The organism is Amycolatopsis sp. FDAARGOS 1241, assembly GCF_016889705.1.
In the GTDB taxonomy this organism is placed as follows: Bacteria; Actinomycetota; Actinomycetes; order Mycobacteriales; family Pseudonocardiaceae; genus Amycolatopsis.
This window is the reverse complement of sequence record NZ_CP069526.1, coordinates 4,919,505-4,937,746: the sequence shown is the minus strand read 5'-3', so window position 1 is coordinate 4,937,746 and position 18,242 is coordinate 4,919,505. Positions and strand designations below refer to the sequence as shown.

16 protein-coding genes and 1 pseudogene are annotated in these 18,242 nt (G+C 68.3%); 8 read left to right on the top strand and 9 right to left on the bottom strand.

The annotated features are described in order from the left end of the window. Positions 1-73 precede the first annotated feature (73 nt). Both I6J71_RS51020 and I6J71_RS24290 read left to right on the top strand, forming a co-directional pair. Positions 74-205, top strand: a pseudogene (locus tag I6J71_RS51020) (LysR family transcriptional regulator); the annotation flags it as partial. A gap of 21 nt (positions 206-226) precedes the next feature. Next, positions 227-976, top strand: coding sequence for a LysR substrate-binding domain-containing protein (locus I6J71_RS24290; protein ID WP_239153877.1), 750 nt, complete (start codon positions 227-229; stop codon positions 974-976). A gap of 93 nt (positions 977-1,069) precedes the next feature. Here the strand turns inward: I6J71_RS24290 and I6J71_RS24285 are convergent, their stop codons facing one another. Beyond that, on the bottom strand, positions 1,070-1,492 hold the full coding sequence (locus I6J71_RS24285; RefSeq protein WP_204088965.1) for a hypothetical protein: 423 nt from the start codon (positions 1,490-1,492) through the stop codon (positions 1,070-1,072). Between the two features lie 81 nt (positions 1,493-1,573). Here I6J71_RS24285 and I6J71_RS24280 point away from each other — a divergent pair, with 81 nt between their 5' ends. After that, positions 1,574-2,647, top strand: a complete 1,074-nt coding sequence (locus I6J71_RS24280) for an IS630 family transposase (RefSeq protein ID WP_204088964.1) — start codon at positions 1,574-1,576, stop codon at positions 2,645-2,647. An 828-nt stretch (positions 2,648-3,475) separates the two neighbouring features. Here the strand turns inward: I6J71_RS24280 and I6J71_RS24275 are convergent. From I6J71_RS24275 to I6J71_RS24265, 3 genes are read right to left on the bottom strand one after another with little or no spacing between them, the layout of a single operon-like run. After that, entirely contained in the window at positions 3,476-3,781 is a 306-nt protein-coding gene (locus I6J71_RS24275) for a MoaD/ThiS family protein (protein WP_204088963.1), read from the bottom strand. Next, positions 3,778-4,893, bottom strand: a complete 1,116-nt coding sequence (locus I6J71_RS24270) for a sialidase family protein (RefSeq protein WP_204088962.1) — start codon at positions 4,891-4,893, stop codon at positions 3,778-3,780. The genes I6J71_RS24275 and I6J71_RS24270 overlap by 4 nt, the downstream gene beginning before the upstream one ends. A 31-nt stretch (positions 4,894-4,924) precedes the next feature. Then, on the bottom strand, positions 4,925-5,722 hold the full coding sequence (locus tag I6J71_RS24265) for a helix-turn-helix transcriptional regulator (RefSeq protein ID WP_204088961.1): 798 nt from the start codon (positions 5,720-5,722) through the stop codon (positions 4,925-4,927). Between the two features lie 1,031 nt (positions 5,723-6,753). Here I6J71_RS24265 and I6J71_RS24260 point away from each other — a divergent pair. After that, entirely contained in the window at positions 6,754-6,906 is a 153-nt protein-coding gene (locus I6J71_RS24260; protein ID WP_204088960.1) for a hypothetical protein, read from the top strand. A gap of 59 nt (positions 6,907-6,965) precedes the next feature. Here I6J71_RS24260 and I6J71_RS48740 read toward each other — a convergent pair whose 3' ends face one another. After that, positions 6,966-7,052: a hypothetical protein gene (locus I6J71_RS48740; protein WP_239155420.1), complete on the bottom strand. Its 87-nt coding sequence runs from the start codon at positions 7,050-7,052 to the stop codon at positions 6,966-6,968. Positions 7,053-7,232: 180 nt separating this feature from the next. On the opposite strand from I6J71_RS48740, the gene I6J71_RS48735 reads away from it, so the two are divergent. The 4 genes from I6J71_RS48735 (at position 7,233) to I6J71_RS24235 (ending at position 10,092) form a co-directional block, all read left to right on the top strand. Further along, positions 7,233-8,027, top strand: coding sequence for a SulP family inorganic anion transporter (locus I6J71_RS48735; protein WP_370541963.1), 795 nt, complete (start codon positions 7,233-7,235; stop codon positions 8,025-8,027). A gap of 312 nt (positions 8,028-8,339) precedes the next feature. After that, positions 8,340-8,687: a hypothetical protein gene (locus I6J71_RS51015; protein ID WP_370541962.1), complete on the top strand. Its 348-nt coding sequence runs from the start codon at positions 8,340-8,342 to the stop codon at positions 8,685-8,687. A 556-nt stretch (positions 8,688-9,243) separates the two neighbouring features. Further along, positions 9,244-9,465 (top strand): hypothetical protein, encoded by a 222-nt coding sequence (locus tag I6J71_RS24240; protein ID WP_204088958.1) that lies wholly within the window; start codon positions 9,244-9,246, stop codon positions 9,463-9,465. A gap of 285 nt (positions 9,466-9,750) precedes the next feature. Continuing rightward, on the top strand, positions 9,751-10,092 hold the full coding sequence (locus I6J71_RS24235; protein WP_204088957.1) for a hypothetical protein: 342 nt from the start codon (positions 9,751-9,753) through the stop codon (positions 10,090-10,092). An 865-nt stretch (positions 10,093-10,957) separates the two neighbouring features. On the opposite strand, the gene I6J71_RS24230 is transcribed toward I6J71_RS24235, so the two are convergent. From I6J71_RS24230 to I6J71_RS24215, 4 genes are all read right to left on the bottom strand, one after another. Next, positions 10,958-11,257 (bottom strand): acyl carrier protein, encoded by a 300-nt coding sequence (locus tag I6J71_RS24230; RefSeq protein ID WP_204088956.1) that lies wholly within the window; start codon positions 11,255-11,257, stop codon positions 10,958-10,960. Between the two features lie 291 nt (positions 11,258-11,548). Continuing rightward, entirely contained in the window at positions 11,549-13,138 is a 1,590-nt protein-coding gene (locus I6J71_RS24225; RefSeq protein ID WP_204097217.1) for an acyl-CoA ligase (AMP-forming), exosortase A system-associated, read from the bottom strand. Between the two features lie 313 nt (positions 13,139-13,451). After that, positions 13,452-14,456, bottom strand: coding sequence for a TauD/TfdA family dioxygenase (locus I6J71_RS24220; protein ID WP_204088955.1), 1,005 nt, complete (start codon positions 14,454-14,456; stop codon positions 13,452-13,454). A gap of 337 nt (positions 14,457-14,793) precedes the next feature. Then, entirely contained in the window at positions 14,794-17,859 is a 3,066-nt protein-coding gene (locus I6J71_RS24215; RefSeq protein WP_204088954.1) for a Pls/PosA family non-ribosomal peptide synthetase, read from the bottom strand. Positions 17,860-18,242: the final 383 nt, after the last annotated feature.

Genomic DNA, 18,242 nt, shown 5'->3' with positions numbered 1-18,242 from the left:
GTTCAGCGTCACCCCGCCTCAGGATTAGCACAAGCAATGATCTCTTCTTGGCCGATAAGCTAATCTTAACTTCATGACTTGGCTGTTCGATCCGCGGCACCTGGTGACCCTTGCGGCCGTCGTCCGGCTCGGCTCGTTCGCCGCTGCCGCGGAGGAGCTGGGCTACACCCAGTCCGCGGTCTCGCAGCAGGTTGCGGAACTGGAACGGCGGGTCGGTGCGCGAGTCGTGGTCCGGCGGCCCGTCCGTGCGACCGAGGCCGGGCAGGTCCTTCTCGACACCGAGGCCGCGATCAGCGTGTCGATGAGTCGCGCCGCCACCGAGCTCGCGGCGCTCGCGGAGGGCACCGTCGGCGAGGTCCGGCTCGGCGCGTTCATCTCGGCGGCAGCCTCGATCGTCCCTCCTGCCCTCGCACGCCTGCACGCGGCCCGTCCGGAAGTTCACATCGCACTGCGTGAACTTGAGCAGCGCGAAACGCATGCGCTGCTGTTCCGGGGCGAGATCGACCTGGCCATCACGTTCGACTACGAACACGCTCCCGAGCCGGTGCCCGCCGGGCTCAGGCAAGAGCACCTCATGGACGATCCGATCATGGTCGTCCTTCCCGCCGGTCATCCCTTGGCGGGGGCCGACAGTGTCACCCCGGCTGACCTGCCGTCGGACGCGTGGATCAACACCGCGGTCGACGTCCGCGACTTGGCAGCGTCACCCGTCGCCGGCGTCCGGGGGAGCGGACATCGTCTGGACTTCGATGGCATGGATTTCCGCACCGCACTCAATCTCGTCGCGGCGGGCCTCGGCGTCGCGTTGCTGCCGCGGTTGTTGCTGTTGGACGCTCCTCCGAGCGTGGTGGTTCTCCCGATGCGGGAGCCCACGGTCGTCCGTCGTCTCTACACCTGCCGGCTCGATACCAGAGGCGTGACCGCGCCGATCAGCCGGCTCGAGGCGTACCTGCGGGAAGCCGCGACGGAACTCTGACCCGACGCGCCGAACGCCCGCCAAGAGGCCGCGGATGTAGCCAGGGGCACGCGGCAAACGTCCCCTAGGTGGGCACACCCGGCAGCCATCCGCTCAGTTGTGGTGCCCTACCGACACCACCCGGCGAACAGCCCGCGTCAACCGGGCCACTTCGTCGGCCTGCTCCCGGAACTGGTCCAGCTTCACCGAATCGGCCGCGAACTCCACCGCGGCCGGTGGGAACTGTTCGCCGTCGCGCGGGAACTCACCCTCGATCTCGAAGTACTTGAGCACCAGAGTGAATCCGGTCTTGGTGCCCAGTAGCCGCCAGCCGTCCTCGACCAGCGTCCACTGCGCGATCAGCTCCAGTCCCGTTTCACGGCGCGGACGCTGGCAGGACCGCCCGAGACGACCGAGATGGGTCATCAGCGGATCCTCGTTGATGCGGCGCCCGGCGAATCGCGCCCAGCCCACGTCTGGCAGCTCGTCCAGCCAGTTCTCGCGGCTCACCAGATAGTTCTCGTCCACCGTCCACACCGCGTCCAGCGACCGCAGCGCGGCCCACTAGTGTCGCGTGTCGTTAGTTGTTTGACGGTTGGGTGGGTGTCAGAATGCGGTATGGCGAATCGACCGGCTGCCGCGCTGTCTCGTCGTGATGGTGATCGTGAGCGGTTGCTGTCGTTGACCAGGAGTTCGTCGGTGCGGGCGGGCCTGGCGCAGCGGGCGCGGATCGTGCTGCTGGCCGCCGAGGGTGTGGCGAACAGTGTGATCGCCGAACGGGTCGGGGTGTCGCGGCCGACCGTGATCGGCTGGCGGGAACGTTATGAGGGTGGTGGGATCGACGGCCTGCACGACGAGGCGCGCTCGGGGCGGCCCCGGCTGGTGGACCATCGAGAGATCGTTGCGGCCACGCTGAAGCCGCCGCCGAAGAAGCTCGGCGTGACGCACTGGTCGAGCCGGCTGCTGGCCGCCCGGCTGCGGATCAGCAACGGCACGGTGGCCCGCGCGTGGCGGGACTACGGGGTGCAGCCTTGGCGGAGCGAGACGTTCAAGTTCTCCACCGACCCAGAGCTGGTCGCCAAGGTCACCGACGTGGTGGGGTTGTATCTGGCGCCGCCGGAGAACGCGATCGTGCTCTGTGTCGACGAGAAGTCCCAGGTCCAAGCGTTGGACCGGACCCAGCCAATGCTGCCGATGCAACCTGGACAGGTCGAGCGGCGCACCCACGACTATGTCCGGCACGGCACCACCACCCTGTTCGCCGCGCTGGAAATCGCCACCGGCAAGGTCACTGGCGCAGTCAAACCGCGGCACCGGCACCAGGAGTTCCTGGTATTCCTCAAACAGCTCGCCCGCGCCTACCCCGACGACGAGCTACACCTGGTGATGGACAACTACGCCACGCACAAGCGTCCCGAGATCCGCGACTGGCTCGCGGCGAACCCGCGAATCCACGTCCATTTCACACCAACCTCAGGCTCCTGGCTCAACCTGGTCGAGGTCTGGTTCGGCATCATCGAACGCCAAACCATCCGCCGCGGCAGCTTCCGCTCCGTCCACGACCTCAACGCCAAGATCCGCGCCTTCATCGACGGCTGGAACGAACGCTGCCACCCCTTCATCTGGACCAAAACCGCCGACGAGATCCTCAAGAAGTCCAACCGTCAGACCACTTCAAACACAGACCACTAGTCAATGTTTCCCGCAGCCCACCGTCGGCCGGCGTAACCCGGCCGCCGTCCCGGCTGGACCCCGGTTGCTCGATCCGAGCGAACGGCAGACCGGACTTCTCGGCAACCGGGTGCGCGACGATGGTGATGCCAAGCCCGCCGTCATCAGCTTGACCAGCAACGGCATGTGGGTAGCCTCGCAGACCCGGTTGACGGCGACGCCGGAGGTAGGCGCGGCGGGGGTGGAGCCATGCTGAACGGATGCGCCTGTCACGGCCGCACGACGGTGACCTCGGTGACGTTCGCCCGAGCAGCGCAGCAGTAGAGAGGCTCCACGTACGTGTACAGCGCCCTATTGCTGGTGCTCATGGATATGCAAAGTCAAGCGTCTTTGACGCCCTCATTGCAGTGAGGTCAGATCAACGATCTGCCCTGCGGTCAAGGAGAACCGCCGGTCGCCGGGTGCGGTTGGTGGCAATGGGGTGAGGTTCGATGTGTGGGCTGTCGCCGAATCCGTGGTGGTGCTCCAGATCTGCTCCACGGCCGTTGATCGGAAGGCCAGTCCGGGCTCGTTCGGCTTTGCGGATGCGACCTGATCCTCCGGACTGCGCCGCATCGTCACCACGTCCCCGGTTGCCGTCGAGTTCAACGGCGCGGAGGATCAGCGGATCGTTGCGCGTATTCGGGCACCGGCGCGTCCGGAGTGGACTTCGGCCGCCGCGGTGCCCGGAACCGCATGCGCGGATGTATGCGCACACCGTGCTGGAGAGAACTCGAAAGAGCCCTGGCCTCGGTGCGCCCCCGGGTCGCACCGAGGCCAGGAGACTCTCCCCGTCGTGGTGGTTCGTGGTCAGCCGCCCGCCATGGCACCGATGATCAGGAACGGTTCGGCTCCTGACTGCACCGGCGCGGGCAGTTCGGTGTCCGGGGCAGTGTTGGACAGGTCTTCCTCGCAGGCGAAGAACCGGACGAACGCGCGGCGCTTGCCGGTGGTCGTGTCGCGGACGGTGCCGCGCAGTTGGGGGTAGGCGCGTTCCAACGCGTCCAGCAGGGTCTCGCGCGTCGGCGGGTCGTCGACCGGCAGCTGGATTTCGCCCTCGACCTTCGCCAGGCGGCGCAGGTGCGTGGGCAGTTTGACGCGGACGACGGTCGTCATCGCAGGGTCTGCACCTCGACCGAGTACACCGCGGGCAGGTCGCGCACGATCGGGGTCCAGTTCTCGCCCGCGTTGCGGGACGCGTAGACCTGCCCGCCTGTGGTGCCGAAGTAGATGCCTGCGTCGTCGAGGGAGTCGACAGCCATCGCCTCGCGCAGGACGTTCACGTAGCAGTCCTGCTGCGGCAGGCCGTTGGTGAGTGGCTCCCATTCGTCACCGCCGGTGCGGCTGCGATACACGCGCAGCTTGCCCTCGGGTGGGTAGTGCTCGGAATCGCTGTGGATCGGGACCACGTACACCGTTTCCGGTTCGTGTGGGTGCACCGCGATCGGGAACCCGAAGTCGCTCGGCAGGTTGCCGCTGATCTCCCGCCAGTGCTCGCCCGCGTCGTCCGAGCGCATCACGTCCCAGTGTTTCTGCATGAACAGCACGTCCGGCCGCGACGGGTGCAGTGCGATCCGGTGCACGCAATGCCCGACCTCGGCGTCCGGGTCCGGGATGCCGTCGGAGTGCAGCCCGCGGTTGATCGGCTGCCAGGTTTCGCCGCTGTCATCGCTGCGGAATGTGCCGGCCGCGGAGATCGCGGCGAACATCCGTTCCGAGTTCCGCGGGTCGAGGATGATCGTGTGCAGGCACAAACCGCCCGCGCCCGGCTGCCAGCCCGGTGCGGACGTGTGCGTGCGCAGCCCGGTGAGCTCCCGCCAGCTCTTCCCGCCGTCAGTGCTGCGGTACAGGGCAGCGTCTTGCGCTCCCGCGTACACCGTGTCCGGATCGGTGAGCGAAGGTTCCAGGTGCCAGATCCGGGTGAACTCCCACGGCTTGGGCGTGCCGTCGTACCAGAGGTGCTCGCCGGCACCGCCCTCGTAGGCGAAGTCGTGGTCGACCTGGTGCCAGGTCTTGCCGCCGTCGTCGGAGCGCTGCATCAGCTGCCCGAACCACGACGTGGACTGCGACGCGTACAGCCGGTCGGGGTCCGCGGGCGAACCCGCGACGTGGTAGACCTCCCATCCGCCGAAGTGCGGGCCGTCCACCTCCCAGTGCGTGCGGTCCTCGTCCGAGGTGAGGATGAATGCGCCCTTGCGTGTGCCGACCAGTACTCGAACTCCAGGCATGCCTGCTCCCTGCCGACGTCCCCTGACCCGCTCAACGTATCCGTGCGGGACGGGAGCCGCTTCTCCATTCTTGCGCTCCTGCCGAGGCCAACGGAGGCAGTGCGACCAGCACCGGAGGCGACCACGACGGTGCAAGGTCCAGCTGGACGTCCTGGCGCAGCGGCACCGGGCCAGGCCGGATCCGCACCGGCCGCGGAGCCGAGCCGACCGCCTGCACGCTCGGCGCGAGCTGCCCGCGCGGATCGGCGGCCGCCGGCAGGGCGCACGCGAGCAGCCGGTAAGTGCCGGCCGGCACGTCGGTGAGCGCGAACTCCAGGTCAGGCCCGAGAAGCGCGCCGCTGACCGGGAGACCGCGCGCCGCCGATTTGGCGAACAGCCCGACGTAGACCGCGGGGCCACCGTCCAGTGCGGCGAGCGCGGCCGGGCTCAGCAGCGCGCGGCCGGTGACCGCTCCGCCCGCGCAGTCCGGACCGGGCACCCGGACCGGGGCCGGTGGGTAGTCGGCGAGCAGGTCGGGCAGCCGCCGGAACCGGTGCGGGCTCACCCCGACCGCCGCGGTGAACCGCGTCGTGAACGTGCCGGGCGCGGAGAACCCGACCTCGTGGCAGATGTCGACGACCTTTTCGCCGGTGTCCAGTAGCAGCTCCTTGGCGAGCTGGAACCGTTGCGCGGCGAGGAACTTGCCCGGCGGCAGGCCGACCTGCCGCTCGAACGCGCGCGCCAGGTGAAACGGGCTGTACCGGACGTGGTCGGCCACGTCCTCGAGCGTGAGCCGCCGCATGCGTCCGGCCGCGAGGAACCTCGCTGCTTCGAGCACCGCGTCCCGCATCGCACACCTCCCTCGGATGTGCCGCCATGGTAGGTTCCGGCCCCGACAATTCCGGCGACCGCGCCGCGCAGTTGTCTTCCAGGTCAGCCCACGATCGCTGATCGTGAGGGAGTTCGGCCGGTTCATCGCGACTTCGCGCGGAAGCCCACCGCCCGGAGCCGCGCAGTCGTGAACCTCCCGTTCGGAACATCGCTACTCGCATCCGCCGCGAACTTTCAGAGCAACACTCCTGGATCGCTTTGCTGCGTACCGCGATCGCGCTCGGTCACCGGGGATTCGGAAACGTCCAACCCGCGGCTTGCCGTCCCGCCGGGCCGGGAATTTCGCTCATGATCGGCAGTCCGCCGACCTGGACGCGCCGGTCTTCGGGCACCAGCACCTCGACGCCGCGCAGGTCGGGGGTCTAGTCGCCGGGGCCGGCGGAGACGACGGCGTGGGCGCAGTGTTCGGAGCGGTCTCCGGTCTTGGCCCCGCCGAGCAGAGCGAGGGATTCGATGCGCGGCTGCGGCTGGGTTCGGTGTGGTCACAGGGCCGGCGAGGACCACCACGCCCGCGACGAGCAGCTGCGCAGGCCAGGACAACGTCTTGTGGGGTCCAAGCAGCTGCCGTGCGAGCAGCACGAGCCCGAGGAGGGTGACCTGGCCGAAGGAGACCGTCGCTGCGACCACATCGCCGTGAGTCCCAGCCCGATGACCGGGAGTGGCCGCCACCGCCCGGCCGCGGCGCCGAACTCCGCGACGCCGGCGGTGTCCAGGAGACCCAGTACGCGCAGGGCCGGCAGAACGAGGACGGGCCGGATGCGGACCAGCTCCATCACGACCTCCTTGTGCCGCCCTCCGTCCCAGCCTTCGCCGGACGCCGCCGCGTGATGAGAGCCGAACCGGCTTCGTCGTCAGGGCGAACGGACGCGCCGGAACGCCGGCCGGACGTTGCGGCGCTGCGACATCCTGCTTCCCGCGCCGGACCCGTTGTTCTCCGGCCGTCTGGATGTGCGCCGGGCGATGGTGGTGTCATGACCGGAACTCGAATCGGTGCAGACTCCTCTTCCGCCGAAATCCGGGTCGGCCACGCGCGGCGTGCTCATCGAGCGAGAGCTGTGCGAGTCCGAAGGTGACACGGTGGACGTCGTGGCTCGGTGGTGGGAGTTGCCGGCGGTGGCGCGCGTGGTCAACCCGGCGAACTAGGTGGGACGACCTGGAACCCGAGTCACGAAGCCATCCGTTCCTTTGTGGACTTGGCGCCGTCATGCATGATGAATACAATGACATGGGTCCCTCACGACCGGTAGGCGGTGCACGTGGTGGGACTCCATCAGCTGCGCGGCCCGCACCACGTCGTCGTCCGCTGCGATGGTGACGGCCGGGCCGGCCGTGCCGAAGGTGATGGCCTGCGCAGAAGTGGACCCCCTGCCCCGGCGACCGGCCTGCGGGCGGCGATCGGCCCGGCCGGGTACGCCGTTTTCGGTTCGTCGAGCCGGTCGTCGGTCGGGCCGGAGTCGACGATCGCGCCGATGACCGCGGTGCTCGCGCTGTTCGTCGCCGGCGATCCAGCCTGCTACGCGATGCTGGCCGCCCCGCTCGCGGTGCTTTGCAGGTGGCCTCGCCCGCGCGGTGGGGAGTGCTGCTCGCCGAGCCGCTGTCGAGCCTGGTCCTCACCGGCTGCACGGCGGGATCGCCGTGCTCATGGTCGTGGGTCAGCTCGGCAACGTCACCGGTCTCCCGTACGCGGCGATGGGTTCGCCGGCGAACTCGAGTCGTTCGTCAGCCACCTCGGACTCGTGCACTGGCCGGCGGTGGCTTGGTCGTGCCGTTCGTGCTGCAACGGATCGCGCCGTGGCTGCCGGGACCGTTGGGGCGATGGTGGGGGCCACCGGGTCGTTGCGGCGGCCGGGTTGCAGGGCATCGGGGTGGTGGGAGCGGTGCCCGCCGGGCTGCCACCAGCGTTGCCGGGGGTCCCCGTTGAGGTCGGGCAGTTGGTTCCCCCGGCACTCGGCATCGCTATCGTCGCGTTGTCGGACAACGTCCTCACCGCGCGCGTTCGCGCCCGGGGGAGGCGAAGAGATCGACGCGGACCAGGAACTGCGTGCGGTCGCCCCCTAACCGTGTCCTCCGGGCTCCTGCAGGGCTTCGCCGTTAGCAGCAGCGGCAGCCGGAACGCGCTCGGCTCGGCTGCGGGCAGGCGAACTCGGCTGTACTCATCGTTCGCCTTGGGCACAGCGGTGGTCATCGTCCTGTTCGCACGGCCACTGCTGGCGGAGTTCCCGAAGGCGGCCCTCGGCGCTCTCGTGGTCTTCGCGGCCACGTAGCTCGTCGATGTCCCCGAGTTCCGCCGGTTCCGGCGCAGCGAGCTCCTGCTCGCTCTGCTGACCACTGCGGTCTGCGCGTGATCTGTGGCGTGCTCGTCGCAGGCGGACTGTCCACCTTGGACATCCTGCGACGGATCGCCCCGCTGCACGGCGGTGTCCTCGGCAGCGTGCCGGGCCTGACGGGCATGCACCCCGACGTCCACGTCGAAGCCAAGTCGAAACACGACAAGCCGCCACCGGCCTGCTCGCGTTGGGCCACAGCGCGCAGCTGCTCGTCGTCGGCGCCGCGGCCGCCGTGGTTTCGCCGGGCTGGTGCTCGGGTCCACGAGCCGGGATCTGCCGCACCACGCGAACTGCCCGGTGGTGGTGCGCTCGGTAAGGCCTGAGGTGCGGAGGCACCCCAGGGCGGGCCGGTGCGGGCTGCCGTACGCGCGAACCGAGGCCGGCAGCTCGTCGCCGCCCGGAAGTCGGCCCCACGGCTTCTCCAGGTGCCTGCGACGCATTCGCTCGACAGGTGCGGCTGGATCGGCGGTTGCCCGGCCCCCTCTCGTCCGATGTACCCGCGACGAGATCGCGGACCGTTCCACAGCTCCCCGCGGCGGTGCGCGGGCGTTTGCCACCGAATTCGGTACCGGAGCCGCAGGCCATGGGCGAACTTGAGCCTGCAGTTATGGGCCAGCTCAGTCCGGGACCGACGGTCCAGCGACGGACGCGCAGCTCGAGGTTGGCAGCCCAGACCAGGCTGGGCCGGTCTTCGATCAGCGAGTAGGTGATCGTGCCCGGGTCGCAGCCGCGGGACCTGCGGCTCGGCAACCTGGCGGTGCGGACCCAGCCGGGTGCGCCGCGGCGAGGTTCGTCGCTGAGAACGCCTCACCCGTGGTGCCGTCTGGGAAGGGGACGGATGTCACCGGTCGGCCGTCGGCGAGGACGCGAAGCGGGTTCCGTTCGTCATGGAATCGAGCCCATTGGTGCCTGAGAACACCCGAGCGGAGGAACGACCGCGGGCCGCGAGCGAGTGTACGCTGTTCACTTCCGCCCTGGACCGCGGCGGTCGTTCGGTGAATCCCGCATGCGATCGGGGTGACGATTCGTGGCGATGGACGATGGTCCGCACGATCAGCCGGTACACGATCGGGCTCGTCGAGGCCCGGACAGCCACAGCACGAAGGCCGAGTGGCCCACCCGTCACGCCGGTGGTTATCCACCGGGGTGGCAGGTGCGCTACCTCTGTCGCGTTCGCGGGCCGGCCGGTGGGCGCCGGGCGGGAGCATTTCCAGAGTGGCAGGAGCGCACCGGCACGATCGCGGGCCGCAGCCTGCGCGACGAGCACACCAGCACCACCTGGGTACCGGTCCGGCAACGTGACACGGCGCCGGACGCACCCGTGAACCTGGTCCGCGCCACCGACATCCTCTATGCCGCACCACCCGGTGGCTGACGCCCGAACCCGCGATGAGGCGAATCCGGGTGGCCCTGTCGTGCGATCGGCCTGCCACAGTGGATTCGCCGGTTTCGGCGCCGGGGCGTTCGGCGATCCGCCGGAGGCCTGGCCCGCCGGCTAGGGATTCCGGTGTCGCGCACCCTCTACTTCGGACGATGGTCTGTCCGCTGTTCGGGGGAATCCGGGTGTTTTCGTCAGGTTTCCCGGTAGAGTCGCCTGCCGAGTCTTGTGCCGCCCCGGACCCGGCGGTCGTTCTCCCGGAGTTCATCAGGAGGGGCGGCGATGGCCGACGACGTCGAACTGCGAGCCGCGGTCAAGGTGAGAGTGGTGGACTACCCGGTGGGACGGCACCTGGCGTACCTCGAACGGGAGGCAGACGGCGACGGGGTGGTGGTCCGCACTGGCGTGGTCGCGGGGTCCTGCGTGGACGCCGCAGATCCGGAGCGCGCTTGGGTTCCGCTCGTGGACGCCGGGTCGCCTGAGCCCACAACGACCCGATACGTGGCGGTCGCCGATCTCATCGGCGAGCTGACCGATCCCGGCGTGCCCCGGCATCTGGCCGAGGGCCGGCCCGTCCATCCGCCGCGGCAGCTCTTCCGCACCGGACGGCACCGGCGCGACTGAACCGGTCCCCGGTCCATCGCATCGGCGGCTGACTCTGGCGGATCAATCTGGACGAGGTCCATGCGTGGCACCGCACTCGAGGCAGGTGCGCGAGTTGGCGTCTTGGCCACTATTTTGACTCACACGGTCCTGCGTTGAGTGGTCGGTGCCGCCGGCTGCAACGTCGCCGGTGTGGGCTCCGCCGGCGATTCTCGTTGCACAGGCGAGGTTCCGGCTTCGCCGGCGCTTCCCGGTCCACGGGCGCGGGTTCGTGCTTGGCCGCGACCTCGGGCTTCGGCACCTGAGGTGGCTGTGTTGGGGTGCGCTCGGCCGGCAGGCGGTGCGCCCCGCTACCTCGGGCTGCCCGGATACCGTCGACCGGTCTCTCTGCGGCGCGCTTGGTCGGGCGGCGTGCTCCGGCGGTCTCGGGCCGGCCGGCAAGCTCAACCCAGACCGGGCGCGTGCTGCTTTGCGGCCGGTTTCTCCGGCGCGCTCCGCTCTTCTGGCTTGCGGGCCAGGCCTCACCGCAGCGCCCGGCCACCGCCGTCCCACGCCGATCGCGACGGCCACCGGTCGCTCGATCAGCTCCACCGCGGTCAGCCCCACGCCGCGAAGTAAATGATCTGCCGCGGCGGCGGCAGATCTGAATGGGCGGGGTCCAGCGCCGTGCTCACCTCGTGGCGCGCCTGCTTCGGGACCGCGGTAGCAGCCGCACGTCGGCTGCGCGGAACTCGGGGAGCCAGGCCGGCAGTCTCACCGTCCGGGACTCCTCTAGCTTCTGGACGGTCTCGACGGTCTTGGTGGGCATGCCTTCTCCCCTTCTCGACCAAGGCTCGATGAACCGCCGCGAGAGGCGGGTCGGTGGACGTCAGGCCCGGGCGCGTCTCTAGTGGCTGACTCCGCCGAGCGGCTCAATGTACACTTTGGACTCCACAAAGGCCGCGAGCCGCCCGAGTGTGTCGAAGATGTCGCCGCCGATCTCGTCGAGCTCGATCTCGATCGCGAACCGTTTCTTCAAGGCGACGATGAGCTTGACGACGGTGAGCGAATCGAGCTCAGGAAGATTGCCGTAGAGGCCCGTCTCCGGCCCGAGGTCATCGGCCTGGTCTTCGAGGTCCAGGGTGACCACCACGACGGCCTTGACATCCTCGAAAATCGCGTGCGAGATCTCTGGCGAGCGAGGCATGCGGATTCTCCTCATCGGTCGTACAGGCCCGGCGGCCTGCGAGCTGCCAACGGTTCCCTCGATGTCGGATGGCCGAGGAACGCTGTGGGAATGGCGTAATTCGGTAGGCGCCGGCCGGAAAGACCGCCATGAGGTCGCCGATCTCGGCACGCGGGAGATCAGACATCAAGTGCGAGCGGGTCCAGTCGATGCAAGCACCCGATGGCACCGGCGCGCTCAGCGAGCAACTCGAGCGGGTGGCTGCCACTGTGGAGCATGCCGTCGGCGTTGGGCGCGCGTGGGTGACTGCGGTCATGTGGGCTCCTGACGGCGGGCGGCGGCGAGCTCACGGCGAAGGATTGCCCGGTCGAACTTGCCGTTCGGCGATTGGGGCAGGGCGCTGCGCACCATCACCTCGGCGGGCACCATGTAGCCGGGCAGTTCCTGCCGCAGGCGCGCGGTCACCGCGGCCGGATCGAACCCGGCGGGCTCGCGGGGGGTCACGACGAGGACAACCCGGTGGCCGAGTGTCTCGTCCTCGAGACCGACCGCTACGGCATCGTGGACCAGTCCAGTCTCGTAGGCCACTTCTTCGATCTCTTGGGGGCTGACCCGATACCCCGATGTCTTGATCATGTCGTCTCGCCGTCCGACGAAGTACAGGAACCCCTCCTCGTCGCGGACGACGACGTCGCCGGACCAGACCGCCAGCTCAGGCGTACACAGCTCGACCGGACGGTTCGGCGGCGGCCGGAACCGCTCGGCCGTTCGCTGCGCGTCATTCCAATAGCCCAAGGTGACGAGCGGACCTCGGTGCACCAGTTCACCCGGCTCACCCGGACCACACAGGCCGCCGTCCTCCCGGACTACGAGGATCTCGGCGTTCGGGATCGCCTGGCCGATCGAATCCGGTCGCCGGTCGACCTCCGTCGGATCGAGGTAGGTGGAGCGGAACGCCTCTGTGAGGCCGTACATCAGGTACGGCGCCGCGGCCGGGAAGATCGTTCGCAGTTGTTGCAGGGTGACGCGCGGCAGGCGCCCTCCGGTGTTCGCGAAGTAGCGCATCCCGGCTACGGCCTCGGCCGGCCACGTCTGGGCCGCGAGCTGGATCCACAAAGGCGGTACGCCGACCAGCCCGCTGATGCGGTGCTCCGCGCACAGCCGGACGACATCTCCCGGTAGCAGGTAGTCGGCGAGCACCACGTTGGCACCTACGTAAAAGCCAGTCGTCAACTGGCTCAGGCCGGCGTCGAAGCTCAGCGGGAGAACCGCCAGGATCCGGTCTTCCGCCGTGTTGTTCAGGTAGGTGCTGACGCTCTCCGCGCCGACGACCAGGTTGCGGTGCGACAGCACGACGCCCTTCGGGGCCCCGGTGCTCCCCGACGTGTAGAGGATCGCGGCCACATCCGTGTCGACGCCACCCGTGGGAGGACACACCGCCTGGGTTGCGCGCTCGGCGACCTCTGCCCAGGCATGTATGCGGTAAGGGGTTTCCTTGTCGTCGCCGGGCGAATCGCCCAGCACGAGGACGTGGGCGAGTGACTTGCAGGCGGCGAGCTCGGTGCGCAGGGCCCGCAGCCGATCCGTGGACGTCACCAGGACCCGCACGGCGCAGTCATCCAGGATGTGCCTCACTTGCCTCGCTCGCAGCACGGGGTTCACCGGGATGAACACGCCACCGGCCCGCGAGCAGGCGAACAGTGCCACGACTGTCTCGATCCTCTTGTCGAGGAAGACCGCGACGCGCTCACCAGCGTCGAGCCCGAGATCGCGCAGGCCGGTGGCCGCTCGCTCCGTCCGCTCGTGCAGGTCCGCGTAGGAGATCGTGGTCGTTCGCGCGGTCAGGGCGGGCGCGTCGGGGGCGCGTTGGGCGGACCTGGCAACGAGGTCCGGCAACCTCATGATCATCTCGGAATATTCCTTTCTGTTCCTTTCGCCTGGCAGCCGAGGAGTCCCACCCCTGTCCTGCGCCGGCTGGGCTCAGAGGACCGGGCCGGGATCGCCCTGGCTCCGGACACCGGAAGTCGCCCACGACGCGTTGCGCATCAGCCGGATCCGAAGAGGAACCGTGCCTGGCCAGCCGGTGACAGGCGCGGACCGTGCCCGCCTCCTCGACGCACACCGAATCGTCTGTTGAGGACATAACGGGCGACGGTGGATGGATGTCGGTGGTGGGCACCGGAGATGACCGCGAACAGCCGCACGGGCGACGTGGTCATCCGAGGCCGACCTCGACGGTCGGCGAGCAGTCCGTCAGGCGGACCGGGTCAGCCATCCCGACCAGGACTTCGCGCGGTCCGGAGAAAGGCTCCCTGCTGTGTGCGCTGCGGATGTTGTCGACGAGCATCAGATCGCCCGCCTGCCAGGGCTCCCGCACGGTTTTGGCCTCGTACACCTCGTTGAGCAGCTGCACGACGTCATCGCCGATCGGATCGCCGCCGCCGAAGCGGGTGGTGAACGGCAGCCCCTCGGCGCCGTAGGTGTCGATCAGGAACTCGCGCACCTCGGGGTCGAGCGTCCACTCGTTGAGGAAAGCGATCTGATTGAACCAGCAGCGCCGACCGGTGATCGGGTGCCGCACCACCGCGCTGCGGCGCTGCCAGGTGCGCAGCCCTCCATCGGGTTGCCACTCGAACTCGATGGCATTTGCGCGGCAGTAGCTCTCGACCGCGTCGCGGTCCTCGGTGCCGAATGCCTGGGCGAGTGTCGCGCCGATCTCCTCGTTGTAGTTGCGGACGAGCGTCCAGCCTTCCCGCTCGAGCCGTTCGACGAGGTCACCGGGCAGCGCGTCGAGCACGGCCGTCGAGTCCGCCACACCGGTTGCCCCTCCCTTGGTGGGCGCGGACAGGCACGCGAACAGCATCAGACCGGGAAACTCGAGCCGGTAGCTCAGTTCGTGGTGCATGCACATCGGCTGGTTCGGTGGCCATTTCGACGAGGAGTACACACCCTCGGCGTAGGTCTGCCGCTCCGCGAACGCCTCCCTCTCGGTCATCAGGCCCGCGGTGGCCAGCCCGCGGAACACCGCGGCGACCTCGGCCGCATCGCGCAGGCCGAGACCGCGGATCAGGACCGCCCCGTGCTCGGCGACGACGGCACGCAAGGCATCGCGGTGCTCGCTCGCCCAGCTCGGTGCGTCACCGGTCGCGCCGGCTCGCAGCATCGGCACCCTGCCGAGCTGCAGATCCACGTCCAACAGCAATGGTGATGAGGATGACATCTCGATCTCCTTTCAGTTCCGGCCAGAGGAGGACGCCAGCGGTTCCGGGCGTGCTCGCGGTGCGGTAGCTCGGCCAGGCCGGCGAGGACCGGGTGCTCGGCGATGTCCTTGAGGGGCACCGCGGGATCGCACCTTCGCGCGGGGGCCGGCCGGCGTCGCGCTGCAGCGAGGTCGTCATCGTGGGCCGCGGCGTGCTCGGCGACACCAGGTGCCGGGTCAAGCGCCGGCCACGGCATCGCGGTCGCGTCGGCCGCGAGCAGGGCAGCCCGCCAGAACACCCGGCCGGTTTCACCCCGTTTGTCCATCGAATCATCCCTACCGTCCACTTTGCCGGGTGTCAGCCCCCGCGGACGAGTACGGCGGCGCGGTTGTCATCGATGCTGATCTTTCGGCCCTGCGGGTCGCCCGAACGCGTCTCCGTGGCGGGGTTGCCGCTCCACAGTGCGTTCAGCGGCATTTCCTCGCCCTTCATGAGGAAGGAACTGGTGGCGAGCGCCGCGCCGTCGCCCATCGTTACGCCATAGTGGACGAATGCGCCGACACCGAGGGTGCACCCGGCACCGATCGCGATGCGGTCCGACTTGAATCCGCCGTCCTCCTGCGAGTGGCACTGGACGATGGTGTCCGCATTGAGGGTGCAGCCCTCGCCGATCGCGGTGAACGTCCGCTCGGGCACGCGGAGGCCGTCGTCGAAGACCCGGCGGCCGATCCGCATACCCAGCAGCCGCCAGATCAGATTCTTGAGCGGGGTGCCGTTGAAGGCGAGGACATAGGTGAGGGAACTGACCTTCCAGAATCGTTCGTGCCGCCAGAAGGCGCGGTCGTAGATCGAGCACCCCTGCGGCACCAAGGCCTGCAGCGGCCGGAACAGGCGGTCGACCACGACGTTGTAGACGACCGTGAAAACGATGACCACCGCGGTGGCCGACGCGACCGCGAATGCGAGCGCGCCCAGGGGGTTCAAGAGGTTGATCGCAGCCAGGTAAACCACGATGACGGACAAGAAGAAGGTCCAGCGCACCAGCAGGAACAGCGCCATGCTGATGGTGTTGTAGATGGTCTTGGCCCGGAGGCCGCGGCGCAGCTCGTCTGCGCTGGTCACGTCCAGCTGCCTGTCGCGCTTGACCGATCGCGGGATCTCGAAGCTGGGCGCGCCGAGCAGGCCCACGCCTTTCCGCACCTGTCCGTTGAGAGGAACCATGACCTTCGTCGCGAGGAGGCAGTTGTCGCCCGCCTTGCTCTGTGGGGGGTAGGCGATCATGTTTCCCAGGAAGTTGTCCGGCCCGATCGACGCGTGGGACAGGCGGAAGGAGGTGTTCGAGAAATCGGCATTGATGATCGACAGCCCGTCCGCGACCATCGTTCCGCTGCCGGCCGCGCTGAGGAATGGGTTGTCGTGCTTGACCATTTCGCCGAAGTTCGAACCGGTCTGCCGCACCCCGCGAAGGCTGTAGCCCAACCAACGCAGGTAGTAGATGATGTAGGAGGTGCCACCGAAGAGAGTCGTGAAGAACCTGATGTTGGTCGTGCGGGTGATCGCGCGATGGACCCAGTAATGGAAGCCGTACAGCGGATAGACCTTGTCCGGCTTGATGAAGAGGTTCAGCACGCGCGGAACGATTCCCACGAGCACGAGGCCGACGAGCAAGGCGCCGAAGAAGACCACGGCGGAGACGATCAGCGCGTCACGGAAGAACGTCCAGGTCGTGAGGGGCACCGGTGCCGAGTCCAGCAGGGGACCGAACTCGGGGAGCCGCGGGAGCGCGAAGTCCGCGATGCCGAACGTCAGCGGCAGACCCAGCAGCAGCAGGTTCACCAGCTGCACGGCCGAGAAGAGCACCCGTCGTCGTGTCCCGACGTCGCGCGCTGCGACCACCATCTGGTTCGTCTTCTCGGCCCGCTGGGCAGGCGAGCCGACCCAGCGCTGCCCGGTCGGTATTGCCTGACCCCGGTGCAGAGCGGACGAGTGCCCGAGCTGAGCCCCGTCACCCAGCGAAGTCCCGATGTCGAGCACCGTCGCCTCGCCGACGAGGGCGTCCTTGCCGATGCTCACCGCGCCCGTCTGGATGACGCCATCGTGAGCCCGGTAGCCGTTGAAGAACGAGTCTTTCCTGATCACCGCGCCGTCGCCGACGCTGAGCAGGTCGGTGCAGACGGGCAGGTTCCTGGAGAAGATGACGGCGCCGCGCCCGATCTTCGCACCCAGTCCCCGCAGGTAGAGCGCGTAGAGCGGGGAACCGACGAACAACATCATCGGATTCCGCTGGATCAGGGTTTTGACGAGCCAGAAGCGGACGTACGCCATGCTCCAGACGCGGATCTCCTGGGGCTTCCACCGGCCGATGAACACCCACTTGACCAGGATCGGAAGGGCGCACAGGGTGACCAACATCGCAGCGCCGAAAGCGACCGAACGCAGGTAGACGTCGACGAGGTTCGGGCTTGTCGAGATCCAGTTGAAGCCCGTCACCCAGGCGGCCGCGGTCAGGGCGGGGTAGCCGAGGAGGAACAGGAGCTGCAACGCCCCGCAGAGGACATAGTGACTGTCGCGTGCTCGCCTCGGCGGCTCGGTGAGAGCCGCCGGAGTTGCCGACGTGGGTTTGCTGTCGGTGGTGGTGTGGGCTGCGGCGAGGCTGCGGATGGTCGGGTGTTTGTAGATGTCGGGCATTGATATGGAGGGGAGTTCGGGTCGTTTGCGTACGCGTGCGCAGAAGCGGGCCATGAGCATGGAGTCGGCGCCGAGGTCGTCGAAGAAGTGGCTGTCGACGGGGATGTGGTCGGTGTGCACGATGTCGGTGAGTACTTCGGTGAAGAGTCGCTCGTTTTCGGTGGATGTGGTTGTTGGTGGGGGGGTGGGTGTGGTTGTGGTGGTGGTGTGGGCTGCGGCGAGGCTGCGGATGGTCGGGTGTTTGTAGATGTCGGGCATTGATATGGAGGGGAGGTCGGGTCGTTTGCGTACGCGTGCGCAGAAGCGGGCCATGAGCATGGAGTCGGCGCCGAGGTCGTCGAAGAAGTGGCTGTCGACGGGGATGTGGTCGGTGTGCACGATGTCGGTGAGTACTTCGGTGAAGAGTCGCTCGTTTTCGGTGGATGTGGTTGTTGGTGGGGGGGTGGGTGTGGTTGTGGTGGTGGTGTGGGCTGCGGCGAGGCTGCGGATGGTCGGGTGTTTGTAGATGTCGGGCATTGATATGGAGGGGAGGTCGGGTCGTTTGCGTACGCGTGCGCAGAAGCGGGCCATGAGCATGGAGTCGGCGCCGAGGTCGTCGAAGAAGTGGCTGTCGACCGGCACGTGGTCGGTGTCCACGATGTCGGTGAGCACTTCGGCGAAAAGTCGCTCGTATTCGGTGACAGTGGTCAGATTGTCAGCCGGCTCAGCGGCCAGGACACTGCGGGAGTTTCCCATTTCATGAACCTCTTGCATCAGAACTTGGAGCGGTCAGCACGACAAGCAGGCCCGACTCATGAAAGAGATTCGCGCTTGCCTGGACTGCTATCGGAGCTGGGGCCGGTTTACGGCCGGCCGTAAACCGGCGCGGTTCGCAGCAGGAGGGATGGGTGCAGCCTCCGACTGCGGACCTTGCGTCATGAGCACAGCGGTGTGATCGCCGGATGCCGGTAGGCATCGACCAACACTCGTAGCAGACGCCTGTTCGCCCGCAAGAGGCCGAACCGGGCCCGCGGCACGGTGTTCGCGCCGAGATCGTGGAAGGGGTGGCTGGAAGTCGAGACGCGGGCGCCACCGGGTGTCGGCTAGCGCGCTCGGACTCGATGGCAGGCGATATGTGC

Excerpts from the sequence above, each read along its gene's own strand:
- I6J71_RS48735 (WP_370541963.1), top strand. The coding sequence starts at position 7,233 with ATGACCGCGGTGCTCGCGCTGTTCGTCGCCGGCGATCCAGCCTGCTAC.
- I6J71_RS24265 (WP_204088961.1), bottom strand. The coding sequence starts at position 5,722 with ATGCGGGACGCGGTGCTCGAAGCAGCGAGGTTCCTCGCGGCCGGACGC.
- I6J71_RS24280 (WP_204088964.1), top strand. The coding sequence starts at position 1,574 with ATGGCGAATCGACCGGCTGCCGCGCTGTCTCGTCGTGATGGTGATCGT.
- I6J71_RS24225 (WP_204097217.1), bottom strand. The coding sequence starts at position 13,138 with ATGAGGTTGCCGGACCTCGTTGCCAGGTCCGCCCAACGCGCCCCCGAC.
- I6J71_RS24275 (WP_204088963.1), bottom strand. The coding sequence starts at position 3,781 with ATGACGACCGTCGTCCGCGTCAAACTGCCCACGCACCTGCGCCGCCTG.
- I6J71_RS24220 (WP_204088955.1), bottom strand. The coding sequence starts at position 14,456 with ATGTCATCCTCATCACCATTGCTGTTGGACGTGGATCTGCAGCTCGGC.
- I6J71_RS24235 (WP_204088957.1), top strand. The coding sequence starts at position 9,751 with ATGGCCGACGACGTCGAACTGCGAGCCGCGGTCAAGGTGAGAGTGGTG.
- I6J71_RS24270 (WP_204088962.1), bottom strand. The coding sequence starts at position 4,893 with ATGCCTGGAGTTCGAGTACTGGTCGGCACACGCAAGGGCGCATTCATC.
- I6J71_RS24230 (WP_204088956.1), bottom strand. The coding sequence starts at position 11,257 with ATGCCTCGCTCGCCAGAGATCTCGCACGCGATTTTCGAGGATGTCAAG.
- I6J71_RS24215 (WP_204088954.1), bottom strand. The coding sequence starts at position 17,859 with ATGGGAAACTCCCGCAGTGTCCTGGCCGCTGAGCCGGCTGACAATCTG.